The sequence below is a fragment of the Frankia sp. KB5 genome, from assembly GCF_002099325.1.
Taxonomy (GTDB): Bacteria; Actinomycetota; Actinomycetes; order Frankiales; family Frankiaceae; genus Frankia; species Frankia casuarinae.
The window spans coordinates 42,289-59,367 of record NZ_MRUJ01000021.1; the positions used below are offsets into that span (position 1 = coordinate 42,289).

Genomic DNA, 17,079 nt, shown 5'->3' on the forward strand with positions numbered 1-17,079 from the left:
CGGTTAACCCACGGAAACCGAGGGTTCGCCGGACGGGGTGCCGTCCGCCGCCATCTCCTCGGCCAGCCGCATGGCTTCCTCAATGAGGGTTTCCACGATCTGCGCCTCCGGAACGGTCTTCACGACCTCACCTCGGACGAAGATCTGACCCTTGCCGTTCCCGGATGCGACGCCGAGATCGGCCTCCCTGGCCTCGCCCGGCCCGTTCACGACGCAGCCCATGACGGCGACGCGCAACGGGACCTCCATGCCCTCGAGACCGGCGCTGACCTGATTGGCAAGGGTGTAGACATYGACCTGAGCCCGACCGCAGGAAGGGCAGGATACGATTTCGAGCTTACGCTGCCGAAGTCCCAGGGACTCCAGGATCGCGGTGCCGACCTTCACCTCCTCGACCGGCGGTGCCGACAGCGACACCCTGATCGTGTCACCGATTCCCTCGGCGAGCAGGGCCCCGAAGGCGACCGCGGACTTGACCGTGCCCTGGAAGGACGGTCCGGCCTCGGTGACACCGAGGTGCAGCGGGTAGTCGCAGGCCTGGGCGAGCAGCCGGTACGCCTGGATCATGACGACCGGGTCGTGGTGCTTCACCGAGATCTTGATGTCACGGAAGTCGTGCTCCTCGAACAGCGAGCATTCCCACAAGGCCGACTCCGTCAGCGCCTCCGGCGTGGCCTTGCCGTACTTCGCCAACAGCCGCTTGTCGAGTGAACCCGCGTTGACCCCGATCCGGATCGGAACGCCGGCGGCCTTCGCCGCGCGAGCAATCTCCCCGACCTTGTCGTCAAAAGCCTTGATGTTGCCGGGGTTGACCCGGACCGCGGCGCAGCCCGCGTCGATCGCGGCGAAGACGTACTTGGGCTGGAAGTGGATATCGGCAATCACCGGGATCGGGGACTTGCGGGCGATCGCGGCGAGGGCGTCGGCGTCGTCCTGGCTTGGCACCGCGACCCGGACGATCTGGCATCCCGACGCTGTCAGCTGTGCGATCTRCTGCAGCGTGGCGTTGACGTCCGACGTCAACGTGGTGCACATCGACTGAACGGAGACCGGAGCGTCACCCCCGACCAGGACGTTGCCCACGTGKATCTGCCGGCTGTGCCGCCGCGTGCCGAGCGGACGGGCCGGAGCGGTTGGCATGCCCAGAGTTACGGTCACGTTGTCCTCACTGGCGAATCGGAGACGAAGATCGACGTGCGACTGACTCGGCCTGTCGGCTGCAGGAGGCAGGGCAGAATGGCACACCGTCGCGCATGTTCATACGAAATTACTGATTCAGGCGAATGGGATTGACGATGTCGGCGGACAGGACAAGCAGACTGAACCCGAGCAATACGACGACCGTGGCGTACGTGGCTGGTAACAGTTTGGCGAAATCCACCTTCTGCACCGGACCGCGATAACCCCGGAGCCTGCGTAGACCGTGCCGGGCCTGCTCGAAGCCCAGCACGGCAATATGACCGCCGTCCAACGGGAGTAGGGGCAACAGGTTAAAAATTCCGACCGCGAGATTGATCGCGGCGACYAGAATGAGAAGGTTCCGCACCCGGTCCACGGCCGAACTGCCCTCGGCCGAGACCACGTCACCGCCGATACGCGCCGCTCCCACCACGCTGATGAAACCCTGGGGGTCGCGGTTGTCGCTGAAGATATTACCGATATCACCGATCCGGCGGGTCAGCGTTTCGTACATGCCGGTGAACCCGGACCCGATGACATCGAAGGTGCGGGGCACCGCTTCGATCGGGTTGTAGTGCACTGTCTCGGTTCCCGGTTTGACGCCCAAGGCGCCGACCCGGTCGTCGCCCGCCTGCCCGGTCTCCCGATCGCGCCGGACCTCCACCAGGTTCGGCGTGAGAGTGAGGGTGCGGCCGTCCCGTTCGACGACCATCACCGCAGGCCCCGCTCCGTGCGCACGCACCTGCCGGGTGAACTGCGTCCAGGTCGTGACCGGAACTCCGCCGAAGCTGACGATCCGGTCACCCGGCCGCAGACCGGCCGCCGCGGCCGGCCCCGGTCCGGAACAAGTCGCGGTCGTGGCGATGCAACTCGTCGCGCCGACCCTCGACTCGCTGATCGTGGTCGTGCCCAGGACAACGAGCACTCCGTAGACCAGCACGATGGCGATGACGAAATGCACGAAGGAACCGGCCGACATGACCACGAGCCGGGCCCGCGCCCGCGCATTGTGGAAGGCGCGGGGTTCATCGGCCGGATCGATCTCCTCGAGCGGAGTCATCCCCTCGATCTTGACGAAACCGCCGGCCGGAATGGCCTTGACACCGTACTCGGTCTCCCCCCGCCGCCGGGACCAGATGGTCGGCCCGAAACCGACGAAGAACTTGGAGGCCTTCATGCCGTAGTGCCGGGCCGTCACGAAATGCCCGGCCTCGTGCGCGACGACCGACACCAGCAGGGCCAGTGCGAACGCCGCAATGCCGAGAAGCTCCATCAGACCGCCCCCTCGGCGCCGGGGGGGCGGCTCATACCGTGTCCCGTTCGGTCTCGCGCCGGATCAGCCGCCCTGCCGCCGCCCGCGCGGCTCGTTCGGTGGCGAACACCTCCTCCACCGTGGGATGATCGATCACTTCGTGCTCGGCGATGACCTCGGCCACCAGGTCGACGATACGGATGAAGGGCAGCCGCCCGGCGAGGAAGGCCGCCACCGCCTCCTCGTTCGCGGCGTTGAAGACCGCGGGGGCGGTGCCGCCGCGCCGCCCGGCTGTGCGCGCGAGCTCCACCGCCGGGAACGCCACCTCGTCCAGCGGTTCGAAGGTAAGCGCCTGCGCCCGCGACCAGTCCATCGGCGGCTGTGCCTGCGCCACCCGGTCCGGCCAGCCGAGCGCCAGCGCGATGGGCAGTCGCATGTCCGGTGGGGAGACCTGAGCGATCGTCGAGCCGTCGGTGAACTCGACCATCGAGTGCACCAACGACTGGGGGTGCACGACGACCTCGATGTCGTCGTAGGGAACCCCGAAGAACAGGTGCGCCTCGATCAGCTCAAGCCCCTTGTTCATCAGGGTCGCCGAGTTGATCGTCACCAGGGGTCCCATGTCCCAGGTGGGATGGGCCAACGCCTGCTCCGGGGTAACGGCGGCAAGCTCGTCGCGGCGGCGCCCGCGGAAGGGACCTCCGCTGGCGGTCAACACCAGTTTGCGTACCTCGTCCCGCCGCCCGCCACGCAGGCACTGCGCCAGTGCGGAGTGCTCGGAATCCACCGGCACCAGGCGGTCGGGGTCGCCACCGAGCGCGTCGAGCACCAACGGCCCCCCGGCGACCAACGATTCCTTGTTCGCCAACGCCACAGTCCGGCCGGCGGCCAGCGCCGCGAGCGTCGGGGCCAACCCGACCGAGCCGGTGATGCCGTTGAGGACGATGTCGCATGGCCACGCCGCGATCTCGCTCGCGGCGTCGGGACCGGCGAGAATCTTTGGCACGGGGAACTCACCCCGACGGTAGCCACGCCGCGACGCCTCGGCGAAGAAGRCCAGCTGGAGGTCCTGAGCGGCCGAGGCCGCCGCCACTCCCACGGCCTGGACGCCGAGGTCCAGTGCCTGAGCGGCGAGCAGGTCCACCCGGGACCCGCCGCCCATCAACGCCACCACCCGGAACCGCTGCGGGTTGCGGCGTACGACATCTATTGCCTGGGTTCCGATCGAACCGGTGGACCCGAGCAGGACAACCTCACGCAGGATCGAAGCCTCCACCACGTCACCTATTCTCTCAGGCCCACCGACCGCTCGACGCCGCCCTGTTCGGTTCATGACAGGTGCCACCCGAAGATGCGCAATGGGTCCAGTGACAACTACGTTTCGTCAGGTCTGGTGGGCAGGACTTTGCGGTCGCCGCCCACCCCGATCGGCCACCCCGATCGGGGTGGCACGTCGGCCCGGTCGGTCACGTCGACGACGGCTCCGACGTCTACTCATCCCCGGCCGGGTGAGGAAGAAGGTGTGGCGCCGGCTGCCGGCTGCCCGGACGGTTCGGCACGGGGGGCGGCATCCGGGGCGGCGGGCGACGCGGGCGTGGTGGCAGGTCCGGAGGATGCGGCGGGTCCGGAGGATTCAGCCGACGGTGCCGCGGGAGTCGGACTGGTGGCGACGCCCGGGCCGGCGGGACCGGCGGAGACGGCGGGAGCGGGCAGGCCACTTGTCGCGGGCGTAGGCGTGTAACCGAAATAGGTCAACGCCACAATGGTGGCACTCAGGCTGACGGAGGTCGGACCCAGCGCCGGGCGTGCCTGCGCCCCCGGCCAGGTGTGCCCCGCGCCCTGCATGGCTAACAGTCCGACATCGTGGCCGGCTGGGCAGCCGCTCCACACGGTGCGCTGCCAGGCGGCCGTGTCCCGGGAGGTCTGGCGGGCTCCGCCGCAGCCCAGAGCGGAGGCGTACCGGGCGAGCCGGTCTTCCACGGGCTGCGCGACGACCCCGGTGAAGGGGGCCGGTCGCGGAGCACCTCCGCCGGCATACGGTGCGATCTGGTCCGAGGTCCCATGGATCTCCAGGACGTTGGTGGCGGGCTTGGCGCAGGAGCCGGGCAGCACGCTCGACCCGACGGTCACCGCCGCCGCAAGACGGCCCGGCAGCGCGCAGGCCAGCGTGAGCACCATGTTCGCGCCGTCACCGTAGCCCACGGCGAAGACGCGTCCCGCGTCCAGGCACATCTGACCGACAAGGTCGTTGAGCAGCGCGCCGACGAAGAGTACGTCGTCGGGTCCCACCGCCTTCGATCTGGTGAAGTTCCACCGCATCTGCGTCCCGATCGGGGCGGCGACCACGAAGCCCGCCTTCGTCCCCTGATCGGCGAGCCGCGTGTAYGCTTCCAGATCTTCCGGCGTCTGATTCAGATCATGGAAATTTAAGATCAGTGGTAGTGGCCTGGCCCGTGGACCCGCGGTCGGTACGGCGAGGACGTAGCCGCGCTCGRTTCCTCCCACCCGCAGCGTGCGGGTACCGATCCCGGACGGCAGGGTCTTCCCGGTGACGCAGCCGCTCTCGGGGGGTGGTGGGACCGTGGGCAACGGTATGGCCGACGCCACGGCGGCACCGGCGGCACGACCGCCGGATGCTCCGAGAGCGGCCTGGGTCGCCGAGGTCTTCGCCGGCCCCGGCTCCTGGGACATCGCGTACCACAGGAGCAGCAGCAACACTCCGGCGGCGGCCGTGATCGGCAGCCATACGGTGTTCGTCGCCCGGATACCCGGCCGGGAGGCCCCCCGGCGTCGACTCGTCGGACTACCGAAGGACACGGTCACCGTCAGGCGTCGTGCTCCCCACGGCACCGAACTCGACGAGACGGTCGGATCCGACCTGCTCCGGCCGGTCCCTCCGCTCCGGCTTCCCGGCCGGCTCGGCCGCGAGCTGTCCGCAGGCTGCCGCGATCTCCCGGCCCCGGGTGTCGCGCACCGTCGTCACGATGCCGCGGTCACGGAGCCGGCGGACGAACGCGCGCTGGCCGGCCGGGGCGCTGGCGCGCCACGAGGATCCACCGGTCGGATTCAACGGAATGAGGTTCACATGCGCGAGCCGGCCGACGAGCAGGTCCGCGAGGGCGTCGGCGCGTCCCACGTCATCGTTGACCCCGTCGATCAGCGCGTACTCGACGCTTACCCGTCTGCCGGTCATCTCGGCGTACTCCCAGGCGGCCGCGAGCACCTCGACCACCGGCCAACGGGTGTTGATGGGGACGAGTTCGTTCCGTAGAACGTCGTCCGGGGCGTGCAGGGACACCGCCAGAGTCACCGGCAGGCCCTCTCCGGCCAGACGACGAATCGCCGGAACGAGGCCGACGGTGCTGACCGTCAGGCCGCGAGCCGACAGGCCCAGGCCGTCGGGGGGGTGAGCGGTGAGGCGGCGTAGCGCGGCGATCACCGCGGCATAGTTCGCCAGCGGCTCGCCCATCCCCATGAAGACCACGTTCGACAACCTGGTCTCGCCGCCCGYGAGCTCACGGCGCCGGAGAACCYGGGCGGCGTGCACGACCTGTTCGACGATCTCCGCGGTCGACAGGTTGCGGGTCAGCCCCCCCTGACCGGTGGCACAGAACGGGCAGCCCATGCCGCAGCCCGCCTGGCTCGACACACAGACCGTCGCGCGATCCGGATATCTCATGATCACAGACTCGAGAGAAGCGCCGTCCACGGTCCGCCATGCCGTCTTGCGGGTCAGACCGTCGTCGCAGCTCAGCGTCCGCACCGGGACGAGCAGCCTCGGCAGCAGGGCGTCGAGGAGCGGCTGGCGGTCCCGCTCCGGCAGGTCGGTCATCGCCTCGGGCTCATCGGCGGCGATCAACCGCGCATAGTAGTGCCGGGCCACCTGATCGGCGCGGAAGGCCGGCTGCCCCAGCGACACCGCGACGTCACGCCGTTCCTGCCGGGTCAGGTCGGCGAGGTGACGCGGCGCTCGGCCCGCTCGCCGGGTGAGTGTCAGCCGCACGGGCCGGCCCGCCTCGGCGGTCGGGGGCTGGTCCGGACGTCCGGATTCGGCGGTCGTGGCAGTCATCGCGGATCCAGTCTGCCAGGTGACCGCGACCGAGACGAATGCACTGATCTGTCCGAAGGGGCCTACGAGAGGCGAGACCGGTCGACTGGACCCGGTTTCGATCAGTTCAGGAAGGAAGTGATCAGAAGCCAGGCGACCGGGGCGGTGCACAACAACGAGTCCAGACGGTCCATCAGGCCACCATGGCCGGGCAGCAGGCTGCTCATGTCCTTGATGCCGATGTCGCGCTTGAGCAGAGACTCACCCAGGTCGCCGATCGTCGCGGTACACGCGACCGCCAGCCCGAGCAGAACGCCCTGCCAGGCCTCGGCCTCCAGCGGCCAGGCCAGCACGATCCCGGCGACGATCACACAGGTCACCGCCGAACCGGCGAATCCCTCCCACGACTTCCCCGGGGAGACGGTGGGGGCCATCTTGTGCCGACCGCCGGAGAGGACACCGGCCGTGTAACCACCGACGTCGCTGGCCACCACCGTTCCCAGAAAGGCGACGACTCGCCAGCGACCATCGGAGGGTTCGGTGAGCAGCGCGGCGAAGCCTGCCGGAAAGCCGATGTAGCCGGCCACGAACGCGGCGCCGGCGACGTCGCGGAGCAGACCCGTGGACGGCCCGAAAGCACGGACCAGCGCCGCCACGCCGATGGTGCCGGCGAGAGTCAGCAGCAGGCCGGTGGTCCCGTCGGCGTACGCGACGACCGGCATGGCCGCCGCCCCGGCAACCAGGGGAAGYAGGGGAACCCGTACCTGCGTCAGTCGGATCGCGCRGACCACCTCGTGGGTGCCCAGGGCCATCGCGGCACTGATCACCCCGACAAAGATCACCCGCAGGGTGAACAGCGGAACGAGGATGACGGCACCGAGAAGGATGCCGACACCGATGGCGGCCGGCAGATTGCGGCCGGCACGTGAGGGCCGGGACGCCGTCCCGGCGGGCCGGCCGTGATTACCGGACCCAGGCGAGGATCCCGGCGGCGAGGATCCCGGCGGCGCGGATGACCCGGACGGCCCGGACTCAGCCACCGCGCGGCCGTCGACAGTCGTCATGGCTGCCCGGCCGTGGGCAGCGACCGCCRCATCGCGTATGCGTCATGCGCGGATCCGGGGACCGTCCAGGCGATTCCGAGACCATGGGAACCGAACATCGGAGCGAGCGGCCGGTATCGAGAACGGACGCGGGAGTGATCAAACCGAGAGAAGATCCGATTCCTTGAGCCGAAGAAGTTCATCCACCTGTCCGACGTATCGGTGGGTTGCCTCGTCGAGATCCTTCTCACCCCGCCGGCCCTCGTCCTCGCCGGCATCGCCGTCCCGCACGATCCGATCGATCGTGTCCTTGGCGTGACGTCGGACGTTGCGGATACTCACCCGGGCTTCCTCGGCCTTGGTCCGAGCCACCTTGACAAGATCGCGACGCCGTTGCTCGGACAGCTCCGGAAAAACACACCGGATGATGGTGCCGTCATTGCTCGGGTTGACCCCGAGATCGGAATCACGCACGGCCTTCTCGATCGCCCCCAGGGACGACTTGTCGTAAGGCGTGATGATCACCATACGTGGCTCCGGGATGTGGAACGACGCGAGCTGCTGCACCGGTGTCGGAGCGCCGTAGTAGTCCACCAGGATCTTGGAGAAGACCGCGGGAGTGATACGCCCCGTGCGGATGTTCGCGAAGTCCTCCCTGGCGACCGAGACCGCCTTCTCCATCTTCTCCTCGGCCTCGAGAAGCGTGTCGTCGATCACCGCATTTCCTTCCGTCTGTTCCTGGTCCGCCGGCGTCCACCGGGCGCCGGTCCTGTCATCWCCGCGGTTCGGCCGAGCGCAGCCGAGTTCGTCGTCCCAGGGGCGAAGCCGTCCCGCCCGGTCCCGGATTCGCCTGACCGATGATCGCACAGCCGCCGCCTGCAGTGTGCCCTACCACGACGTCCCCGCCGACCTGGGCCGACACCGCACCCACCGAGAAGCCTCGGAGCCGACGGCCGCCGGCCACCCGACAGGGAGCCGGCGGTCCGACGACGCTCAGGCCTGGCGGATGTTGAACCGGGAGAACCGACCGACCTCGATCTTCTCACCCAGCGACGCGCCGGCCTGGTCGAGCAGAGCTCGGATGGTCACCTTGCCGTCCTTCACCCATGGCTGGTCAAGCAGCACGCTGCTCTTCACATACCCGTTGACGCGCCCTTCAACGATCTTCGCGATCGCCTGCTCGGGCTTGCCCTCCTCGCGGGCCGCGGCCTCGTAGATCTTTCGCTCCGCCTCGAGGACCTCGTTCGGGATCTGCTCGGCGGTGACGTACAGCGGGTCCGCCGCGGCGATGTGCTGCGCGAGATCGCGGGCGAGTTGCTTGAAGTCCTCGGTCTTGGCCACGAAGTCCGTCTCGCAGCGAAGCTCGACGAGCACGCCGAGGGTGGGCGGGAGCTGCGGGTCGGTCCGATGCAGATAGGACTCGACCAGGCCGTTGGCGGCGCTGCGTGCCGCACGCTTGGCGACCTGCGCCTTGCCCTTCTCCCGCAGCCAGGACTTCGCCTTCTCGAAGTCCCCGGCGTTGTCGACCAACGCCTTCTTGACGTCGCTCATCCCAGCGCCGGTGAGCTCCCGGAGCTTCCGGATGTCAGCGACTGAAATCTCTGCCATGGTGCTCTTCTCGTCGGTGTGGGTCTGGATGCTGTCGTAGTTCTATCGGCCCCGGTCCCGCGGTGCCCGCCGGGCGCCGCGGGAGCGCCCGCCCGAGCGGCCCTGGCTGCGCGCCCGATCCGGTGCACGGGTCCGACCACCGGAACCAGGCCTGACATTCGGGAGCGGTGGTCCCCGACCCGACTCGGGGAACCACCGTCATCCTCACACAATGTCACCGTTGGTCGATCGCCACCACCGCAGGCGAATGAGACGCGGTAGCGGGTCAGACCGCGGTGCCGACCGCGGCGTCCGGCCGTGTCCCGTCCGCGGGCTCCGCCGTCGCCGGCTCCACCGCACCCGGGGCCTCGGCAGGTGCCTCACCACGCAGCAGGGCCTGCTCCCACTCGGCGAGCGGCTCCTCACCCGCGGACTGCTCGGGCTTGGCATCGGCAGAGCTCGAGGCGCCCGCACGGGCCATCAGACCGTCCGCGACCGCATCGGCGACCACCCGGGTGAGCAGGGCAGCGCTGCGGATCGCGTCGTCGTTGCCGGGGATCGGGTAGTCGACCTCGTCCGGGTCGCAGTTCGTGTCGAGAATCGCCACGACGGGAATGCCGAGCTTGCGGGCCTCACCGACGGCGATGTGCTCCTTCTTGGTGTCGACGACCCACACCGCGCTCGGCACCCGGCTCATGTCGCGGATACCGCCGAGGGTGCGCTCCAGCTTGACCTTCTCCCGGGTCAGCACGAGCTGCTCCTTCTTCGTGCGCACCTCGGTACCACCGGTCACCTCGATCTCCTCGAGCTCCTTGAGCCGCTGAAGACGCTTGTAGACCGTGGAGAAGTTGGTCAACATGCCACCGAGCCACCGCTCCTTGACGTACGGCATTCCGACCCGGGCCGCGTGTTCCTCGATTGCCTCCTGGGCCTGCTTCTTCGTCCCGATGAACAGGACCGTCCCACCGTGCGCCACGGTCTCCTTGACGAAGTCGTAGGCGCGGTCGATGTAGGACAGTGTCTGCTGCAGGTCGATGATGTAAATGCCGTTACGTTCGGTGAAGATGTACCGCTTCATCTTCGGATTCCAGCGCTTGGTCTGGTGCCCGAAGTGCACACCGCTCTCCAGCAGCTGCTTCATGGTGACGACGGCCATCGGACGTCGCTCCTTCCCGCCCGGCCTGGGCCGGGACGCCTCGGTTGTGACGGCGCCATCTGACGACGGCAGCCCCTGACGCCCGATTGGTCGTGGCCGCCRCTGTGCGGYGGACCGAGGAGACCCTTCCGATGATCAGATCCGGATCATCGACAGTGGGCGTGCGAACTGGGCCCGGTGGACGGGCCCTGCGATCGATGATACCCGCCGGGCACGAGGATCCATCGGACTACCACATCGGATCGGATCAACGGACCGGCCGGCGATGTCCACAGAGCGCGGGCATCGACAGCACGCGGCGGGAGTTATCCACAGATCACACRGCCGGTCTACCCAACGGCGTCAAAACGCCGCACCGTGGACGAGGCCGGTCCGCTCCCCCTTCGGACCGGCACAGCGGCGGCCGGACGAGCGGACCTGGACCGGATCCGGCCGCCGCGCCTCCCCCGGACCCGGAGGTGTCACCGTCATGCCCCCTTTGCCACGCTTCGACCCGCTCTGGCTCGTCATCCCGGCGGTCGCCATCCTGATCGCCCTGGGACGGCCCGTCACGATGCCGATCAAGCCACACGCCGACGGGCCACGCCTCGTCCTGGCGGCACGTGATCCGCAACGGAGCACCACCGCCTTGCCCGAGTCCTTGTCCGAGCCTGGGCGGTCTGCCCCGTCCGGTGCGACCGACTCCGCCGGTGGGCTCGGCCCCGGTGACGGATTCCGTACCGAGCCCCGCCACGACGTCATCGAGCAGGCTCTGGGGGTCAGCCAGGTTCGGGCTGTGGTGAGGACCGCGGGCCCACCTCCTCTCAGGCTCACCCCCGGCACGTCGGCGGAACCCTCGACGACACCTGCTCCGTCCACGGCGCGGTCAACGCCGGCGGCACATCCGGCCCCCTCGCCCCCGGCCCCCGCGCCGAAGGCGACCTCGTCACCTCGACGACCGGCGACTCCCGCCGTCCGGCCTCCCTCCGCCCCACGATCCCTCCGGCCGGCGGCCCGCCGGGCCGGGGAACGAACGCGGCCGGCCGTGACCCCGCCGGCCGCTGGCCCGCTGGGCGGCGGAGAAGGGGACGAGCACCCGGACCCGCCACCCGGCGACGTCGGACCGGAGAACTCCGCGGCACCGCCGGCCCACGGCGGCGGGGTCCGGGCTCTGCGATGGCCGTTGTCGGGGGCCGTCACRGTGAGCCGCGGTTTCAAACGCCCGCCTTCGCCCTACGGACCCGGTCATCGCGGAGTCGACCTCAAGGCCTCTCCGGCCGCCCCGGTTCTCGCCGCGGCCGACGGGGTGGTGAGTTTCGCCGGGTCCGTGGCGAACCGCGGCATCGTCACCGTCACGCATGGCGACCTCCGCACGACCTACGAACCACTGACGCCGGCGATCAGCCCCGGAACCGCGGTCCGAGCCGGAGACCTGCTCGGCTGGATGAGCGATGGCCATCCAGGCTGTCCGGTGGCCGCATGCCTGCACTGGGGGCTTCTGCGCGGGATAGACTACCTCGATCCCCTGCTGTTCTTCCGCAGAACTCCGCCCCGCCTCCTGCCCCTCCTCCCAGCAGATCGCTCCCCTGGGTCCCCCGGCCTTGTCTCAGGCTCGGGGGTGAGCCTGCTCGAAGGCCGCGCGCAACCGTTCCGGTGTCACATGGGTGTAGATCTGCGTGGTCGCGAGACTCGCATGGCCGAGAAATTCCTGGAYGGAGCGCAGATCGGCCCCGCCTTCCAGCATGTGCGTCGCCGCCGAATGCCGCAGACCATGCGGAGTCAGGCCGGCCGGAGCGACACCGGCCGCCACCCTCGTCGTCAGAATCCGCCGTACCGTGCGCGGATCGAGGCGACCTCCGCGCAGGCCGAGGAGCAGCGCACGCCCGCTACGAGCGGTCATCAGCCGCGGCCGTCCCGTTGATCTCCAGGACCGTAGGGCGGCCACCGCCGGCACACCGAACGGCACGCTGCGTTCCTTGCCGCCCTTACCGAGGACCCGCAGCAACCTTCGGTCGTCATCAATGTGCCCCAGGTCAAGACCGCACAGCTCGGACACCCGGATTCCGCTGCCATACAGAAGCTCGAGAACGAGTGCGTCCCGCAGCTCCACCGCCCGCCGTACGACCCGCTCGGAGTCTGCCGTCGAGTCCGGCAGCCCGGACGGCTGCGACGTGCCCGGGGGCGACACATCAGGCGAAGGGTTCTCAAGGAGCTGACGCGCGGCCGCGGCGGTGAGCACCTCAGGCACCCTTCTGACCGTACGGTTACCCACGAGCCGTGCGGCGACGTCGGTGTCGAGGAAGCCATGGCGCGCCGCATAGGAAGAGAAGACCCGGGCCATCGAGGCGCGCCGGGCCAGGCTTGCCGGCGCCGCCCCGGCGGCGCGCATCGAAGCGAGCCAGCTCCGCAAAAGCGCCAGATCGAGGTCGGCGAGGACCGAACAGCCCATCCGCTCCGCATGAGCGCGCAGGTTAGCGAGGTCGGCGGCGTAGGCACGCACGGTCTCAGGAGATCGGGCCAGCTCCGCGATGAGGTGGCGGAGAAAACCCGCGACCGCCGTGTCCCAGTCGGACTCGGGTGTCTCGACGATCTCGACTGGCCGGGCGTCTGATCCACACGTCGCTCGGGAGCGCTGCCGCGGCAGAARCCGACCGTCGGCGGGCTCCTCGGCGCTCTCGCCTCGCAGGACCATGAGACGACCGTGGCAACATCGATGGTTCTCGTCAAGACGCCGCGGCGTCCGTGACACTGCACCCGGGGACATTGCATCCGGGCTGACTCAGGTCTCCCCGTCGGGGTTTTCGCCGTCGGGGTTTTCCCCGTCGAGTCCCGGATCCGCGGTACTGCGCGTCGGGGAACGATCCGCCCCGCCGTGGGCGGCACCCGGTTGGGTACCGGACCTCCTGCCGGACGTTGCGGGATGGGACGGGTTCGACGGCGCTCGGCCCAGATCCGTGAGGCGGTAACCGCCCGCCACGTTCTCGACCAGCCCCTCCACCGCGAGTGGGCCCAGCATCGCCAGCACCGCCTCGGGGCGCAGGCCGGTGCGGCGCGCCAGCACGGACACCCCGACGGCAGCGCGGGCCGGCATCGCGTCGAGAAGCTCGCGCACCGCCTCGGACAATCCGTCCCGCGGGCCATTCCCGCTCGCCGGCCGCTGTACGAGCGATCCGATACTCGCGATTTCCTCCCTGATGTCCTCGGCCCCGGTGACCAGAACCGTCTGTTCACGGAAGTCCCGGAGCAGCCGGTGACAGCCTGCGCTCATGGCGCTGGTCACCGGTCCCGGAACGACCATGACGGGACGACCGAGCCGACGGGTGTGGGCGACCGTGTTCAGCGCGCCGCTACGGTGGCCCGCCTCGACCAGGACCGTCCCCCGGGACAGAGCCGCGATGATGCGATTACGGGTGAGGAATCGGCGTCGGTACGGCGGCGTGCCCGGCGACACCTCGCTGACTACCGCCCCGGTACGGGCGATCTCCTCCAGCAGTTCCACATGGGCGGTCGGGTAGGGAACGTCAACACCCCCGGCGAGCACCGCCACCGTCGGTCCGGCTGCGGCCAACGCCCCCCGATGTGCCGCTGCGTCAATGCCGAACGCGGCTCCCGACACCACGGCCCATCCCTGTTCCGCCATCGCAAACGCGATCTCTCCGGCGAGATGCAGCCCGTAGCTGGTCGCGGTCCGGCAGCCCACGACTGTGACCGCCCGGGGTGGGAGCTCGCTCAGGTTGAGCGGACCGCGAACCCACAGAGCCAGTGGAGTGCCGATCATCGAACCATCCCCCGCGTCCCGAAGGCGGTCCAGGGCATCCAGTTCGAGGGGCCACTCGGCGTCCTGGGGACAGACCAGCCGGGCGCCGGCGCGCCATGCCGCGTCCAGGTCCCGAACCGGATCGACACTCGGATGCGCCGCCCGGAGCGCATTCCACACCTCGAACGCACCCCGACGCCTGACCTCGACGGCCACGCGACGATGTTCCGGGCCGAAGACGCGAGCCAGGGCGACACGGGCCAACCGCTCGGGATCCGACCAGTCGCTGTCACCCGGTGCCACCCTCCCGGGCGCGGAAGCGGGATCCGCCCCCCGGGCATCCGGCGGAGTCGTCGAGCTCATGTCCCACTCCCTGAAGACGGCACCGGATGYGGCTTCTTCTGCGGCTTCTTCCTGCTGGGCGACACGGTTCACGTCACGGTCAGGAGCGTCCCCATGGGGGTCTCCCACGCTCATGCCGACCACCCGGGCAATCTCAGATCCAGCGCGGCACCGAACTGCTCGGGACCGGGCGTGCCCCGGCCGGCGAGATCGGCGAAGGTCCACGCCAACCTCAGGACACGGTCGAGACCGCGCGCGGTGAGCAGGCCTCTTTCGAATGCCCGCTCGGCCACGGCCGTCGCCCTCGCCGGCAGCGGCCACAGGCGGCGCATCGCCGGCCCCGGCACCTCCGCGTTGAGCCGCCACGGCGTTCCGGCCAGTCGGACCCGGGTCGCATCCTGGGCCGCGGCGACCCGCGCCGCGACAACCGCGGACGAATCACCCTGGCCACGGTCCGCCCGTAGCTCCGCCCGGCTGGGAGCGCTCAACGCCACCTGGATGTCGATCCGATCCAGGAGCGGCCCGGACAGACGGGCCAGATAGCGCCGACGGACCAGGCTCGGACATTCGCAGCCCACCGCGCGCGGGCCACGGGCCTTCGAACACGGGCAGGGATTCGCCGCCAGAACCAGCTGAAAGCGGGCGGGAAACCGGGTCGTCGCGCGAGCGCGGGCGATCTCGATCTCTCCGCTCTCCAACGGTTGACGTAGCGCATCGAGACTTTGACGGGTAAACTCCGGAGCCTCGTCCAAAAATAGGATGCCCCGGTGCGCCTGACTGGCCAGCCCGGGCCGGATCACCGTCGAGCCTGCCCCGACGAGTGCCGCCGGGGTCGCGCTGTGGTGCGGGCTGCGATACGGCGGTCGGGTGACGAGCGGGCAGTCCGCGGGCAGCAGGCCGGCGACCGAATGGACCGCGGTCACCTCGAGAGCGGCCTCGGTACCGAGGTTCGGCAGCAACCCGGGCAGTCTGTCGGCCAGCATGGTCTTGCCACTGCCGGGCGGCCCCTGCATGAACAGGTGGTGGCCACCGGCCGCCGCGACCTCGACGGCCAGCCGGCCCCTGCTCTGCCCCGCCACGTCCGCCAGATCCCCGGCCTGACCGTCGGTGGAGGCAGCTTCGGTCGTGGGGGCCGCCACGGGCTCGGCGGCGATCTCTCCCCGCAGGAGCGCCAGCACACTGATGAGATCGACAGCGGGCTCCACCACCGCGCCCGGTACCAGCGCCGCCTCGGCGGCGTTGCCCGCCGGCACCACGACCCGTTCGACACCGGCAGCCACCGCCCGAAGTACCGCCGGGAGCACCCCGCGGACACCGCGCACCCGGCCATCCAGCGCCAACTCGCCGATGAGTACCCGACGGAGCAGGGCGGCGCGCGGCACCACGCCGGCCGCGGTGAGGATCGCCACCGCCATGGCCAGGTCGAAACCACTGCCCGATTTCGGGAGGGTGGCGGGGAACAACCCGAGCGTGATGCGCCGATCAGGCCACCGTTGGCCCGAGTTCACGATCGCGGCGCGAATCCGATCCCGCGACTCATGCAACGCGGCATCGGGCAGACCGATGAGAGTCAGCCGCGGAAGACCATCGGCGAGATCCGCCTCCACCTCGACGATGTGACCTTCGACCCCGACGACCGCCACCGCCCGGGCCCGCGCGAGAGCCATCAGAACGCTCCCCGGATGTGCTCGACACGAACCGGACCCGTCGAAGGACGGGACACCAGGAGGACGTCGAAACGCACCAATGACGAGGCGTGGGGGTGCTCGGCGAGCCACCGGGCGGCCAGGCGTCTGATCCGAGCCGCCTTGCGACCTACGACGGCCTCGGCGGCCGATCCGTAACGCGTCCCGGATCGGGTCTTGACCTCGCAGAACACCAGGCTCTCACCGTCCTGCACAACAAGGTCGAGCTCGCCCTCGCGGCAGCGCCAGTTACGGTCGAGGATCTCGGCGCCGACCGCCGCCAGATGGCGGGCGGCGACATCTTCGCCGAACCTGCCCAGTGCGTCCTTTGCCCGCATCGCCGCTCCCGTTCGCCGGGGGACGGGTGCCCGCCGGTCGTGACCAGCGTGGAYGTGGGCGGGCCGGAGAGCCATCCACATGATCGACATGTGGATGACGAGGGTTTCTCCACAGGAGCGAGCTGGGCGGACATCTCAGCGGGTCATCACGGACTTCGGTGACGGGTCGAATCGCACCGTCGATCCAGGCGACAGCCGACCGGAATGAGGTGCCGATCCGCCGAACATACCRCCGAGACGATCAAGATGCCGAGGCGATCAGGCAGCCGGGCCGGGAAAGCGTGACGCCGAGAGTCGGCGTCAGAGCTCGGCCTTGGTCAACTCCTCGACGTTGATATCTTTAAAGGTGACTACTCGGACATTCTTAACAAAACGCGCAGGCCGGAACATGTCCCACACCCAGGCGTCCCGCAAGATCAACTCGAAGAAGACCTCGCCGTCCGTGCTGTTCCTGACCTCGATCTGGTAGTCGTTCGCGAGGTAGAAGCGGCGCTCGGTTTCGATCACATACGAGAACAGCCCCACCACGTCGCGGTACTCGCGATAGAGCTGCAGCTCCATCTCGGTCTCATACTTCTCGAGGTCTTCCGCGCTCATACAGTCTCCGTGACGCCATGCCGGCTGGTCACAAGCACCCTGTCCTCCAGCCGCAACGATCGTGCTTCCCTCGTCGTCGCCGCATGCGCAGCCACGTTGACGTACGACATCCGATG

Annotated in this window: 14 protein-coding genes and 2 pseudogenes; 1 reads left to right on the top strand and 15 read right to left on the bottom strand. The window is 69.5% G+C overall.

Annotation, left to right across the window (positions count from 1 at the left end):
• Positions 1-3 precede the first annotated feature (3 nt).
• From ispG to rpsB, 9 genes are all read right to left on the bottom strand, one after another.
• Positions 4-1,158, bottom strand: a complete 1,155-nt coding sequence (ispG, locus tag KBI5_RS02350; RefSeq protein ID WP_085014191.1) for a flavodoxin-dependent (E)-4-hydroxy-3-methylbut-2-enyl-diphosphate synthase — start codon at positions 1,156-1,158, stop codon at positions 4-6.
• Between the two features lie 109 nt (positions 1,159-1,267).
• Positions 1,268-2,452, bottom strand: a complete 1,185-nt coding sequence (locus KBI5_RS02355) for a site-2 protease family protein (protein WP_011437950.1) — start codon at positions 2,450-2,452, stop codon at positions 1,268-1,270.
• Between the two features lie 31 nt (positions 2,453-2,483).
• On the bottom strand, positions 2,484-3,764 hold the full coding sequence (gene dxr / locus KBI5_RS02360; RefSeq protein ID WP_198537461.1) for a 1-deoxy-D-xylulose-5-phosphate reductoisomerase: 1,281 nt from the start codon (positions 3,762-3,764) through the stop codon (positions 2,484-2,486).
• Positions 3,765-3,925: 161 nt separating this feature from the next.
• Positions 3,926-5,254 carry a PHB depolymerase family esterase gene (locus KBI5_RS02365; RefSeq protein WP_241882615.1) on the bottom strand — a complete coding sequence of 443 codons (1,329 nt, stop codon included), beginning with the start codon at positions 5,252-5,254 and terminating at the stop codon, positions 3,926-3,928.
• Positions 5,235-6,500 carry a 23S rRNA (adenine(2503)-C(2))-methyltransferase RlmN gene (gene rlmN / locus KBI5_RS02370; protein ID WP_085014193.1) on the bottom strand — a complete coding sequence of 422 codons (1,266 nt, stop codon included), beginning with the start codon at positions 6,498-6,500 and terminating at the stop codon, positions 5,235-5,237. Before rlmN ends, KBI5_RS02365 begins: the two co-directional genes overlap by 20 nt.
• A gap of 101 nt (positions 6,501-6,601) precedes the next feature.
• A complete protein-coding gene (locus KBI5_RS02375; RefSeq protein ID WP_085014194.1) occupies positions 6,602-7,543 on the bottom strand; it encodes a phosphatidate cytidylyltransferase in 942 nt (313 codons plus the stop codon).
• 138 nt (positions 7,544-7,681) lie between these two features.
• Positions 7,682-8,239: a ribosome recycling factor gene (frr, locus tag KBI5_RS02380; RefSeq protein ID WP_011437955.1), complete on the bottom strand. Its 558-nt coding sequence runs from the start codon at positions 8,237-8,239 to the stop codon at positions 7,682-7,684.
• A gap of 276 nt (positions 8,240-8,515) precedes the next feature.
• The gene (gene tsf, locus KBI5_RS02385; protein ID WP_011437956.1) at positions 8,516-9,130 is read right to left on the bottom strand and encodes a translation elongation factor Ts; all 615 of its coding nucleotides are present in this window, start codon (positions 9,128-9,130) and stop codon (positions 8,516-8,518) included.
• 265 nt (positions 9,131-9,395) lie between these two features.
• Positions 9,396-10,265 carry a 30S ribosomal protein S2 gene (gene rpsB / locus KBI5_RS02390; RefSeq protein ID WP_011437957.1) on the bottom strand — a complete coding sequence of 290 codons (870 nt, stop codon included), beginning with the start codon at positions 10,263-10,265 and terminating at the stop codon, positions 9,396-9,398.
• A gap of 553 nt (positions 10,266-10,818) precedes the next feature.
• Here rpsB and KBI5_RS26810 point away from each other — a divergent pair.
• Positions 10,819-11,757: pseudogene (locus KBI5_RS26810) on the top strand (peptidoglycan DD-metalloendopeptidase family protein); the annotation flags it as partial.
• 93 nt (positions 11,758-11,850) lie between these two features.
• Here the strand turns inward: KBI5_RS26810 and KBI5_RS02400 are convergent.
• The 6 genes and pseudogenes from KBI5_RS02400 to KBI5_RS27520 form a co-directional block, all read right to left on the bottom strand.
• Positions 11,851-12,936 carry a tyrosine-type recombinase/integrase gene (locus KBI5_RS02400; RefSeq protein WP_347272462.1) on the bottom strand — a complete coding sequence of 362 codons (1,086 nt, stop codon included), beginning with the start codon at positions 12,934-12,936 and terminating at the stop codon, positions 11,851-11,853.
• 87 nt (positions 12,937-13,023) lie between these two features.
• Positions 13,024-14,364, bottom strand: coding sequence for a DNA-processing protein DprA (gene dprA, locus KBI5_RS02405; RefSeq protein WP_011437960.1), 1,341 nt, complete (start codon positions 14,362-14,364; stop codon positions 13,024-13,026).
• Positions 14,365-14,474: 110 nt separating this feature from the next.
• On the bottom strand, positions 14,475-16,010 hold the full coding sequence (locus tag KBI5_RS02410) for a YifB family Mg chelatase-like AAA ATPase (RefSeq protein ID WP_011437961.1): 1,536 nt from the start codon (positions 16,008-16,010) through the stop codon (positions 14,475-14,477).
• On the bottom strand, positions 16,010-16,366 hold the full coding sequence (locus tag KBI5_RS02415) for a YraN family protein (RefSeq protein ID WP_011437962.1): 357 nt from the start codon (positions 16,364-16,366) through the stop codon (positions 16,010-16,012). Before KBI5_RS02415 ends, KBI5_RS02410 begins: the two co-directional genes overlap by 1 nt.
• A 300-nt stretch (positions 16,367-16,666) precedes the next feature.
• A complete protein-coding gene (locus tag KBI5_RS02420; protein ID WP_011437963.1) occupies positions 16,667-16,963 on the bottom strand; it encodes a DUF2469 domain-containing protein in 297 nt (98 codons plus the stop codon).
• Positions 16,960-17,079 (bottom strand): annotated as a pseudogene (locus KBI5_RS27520) (ribonuclease HII); the annotation flags it as partial. The pseudogene KBI5_RS27520 and the gene KBI5_RS02420, both read right to left, overlap by 4 nt.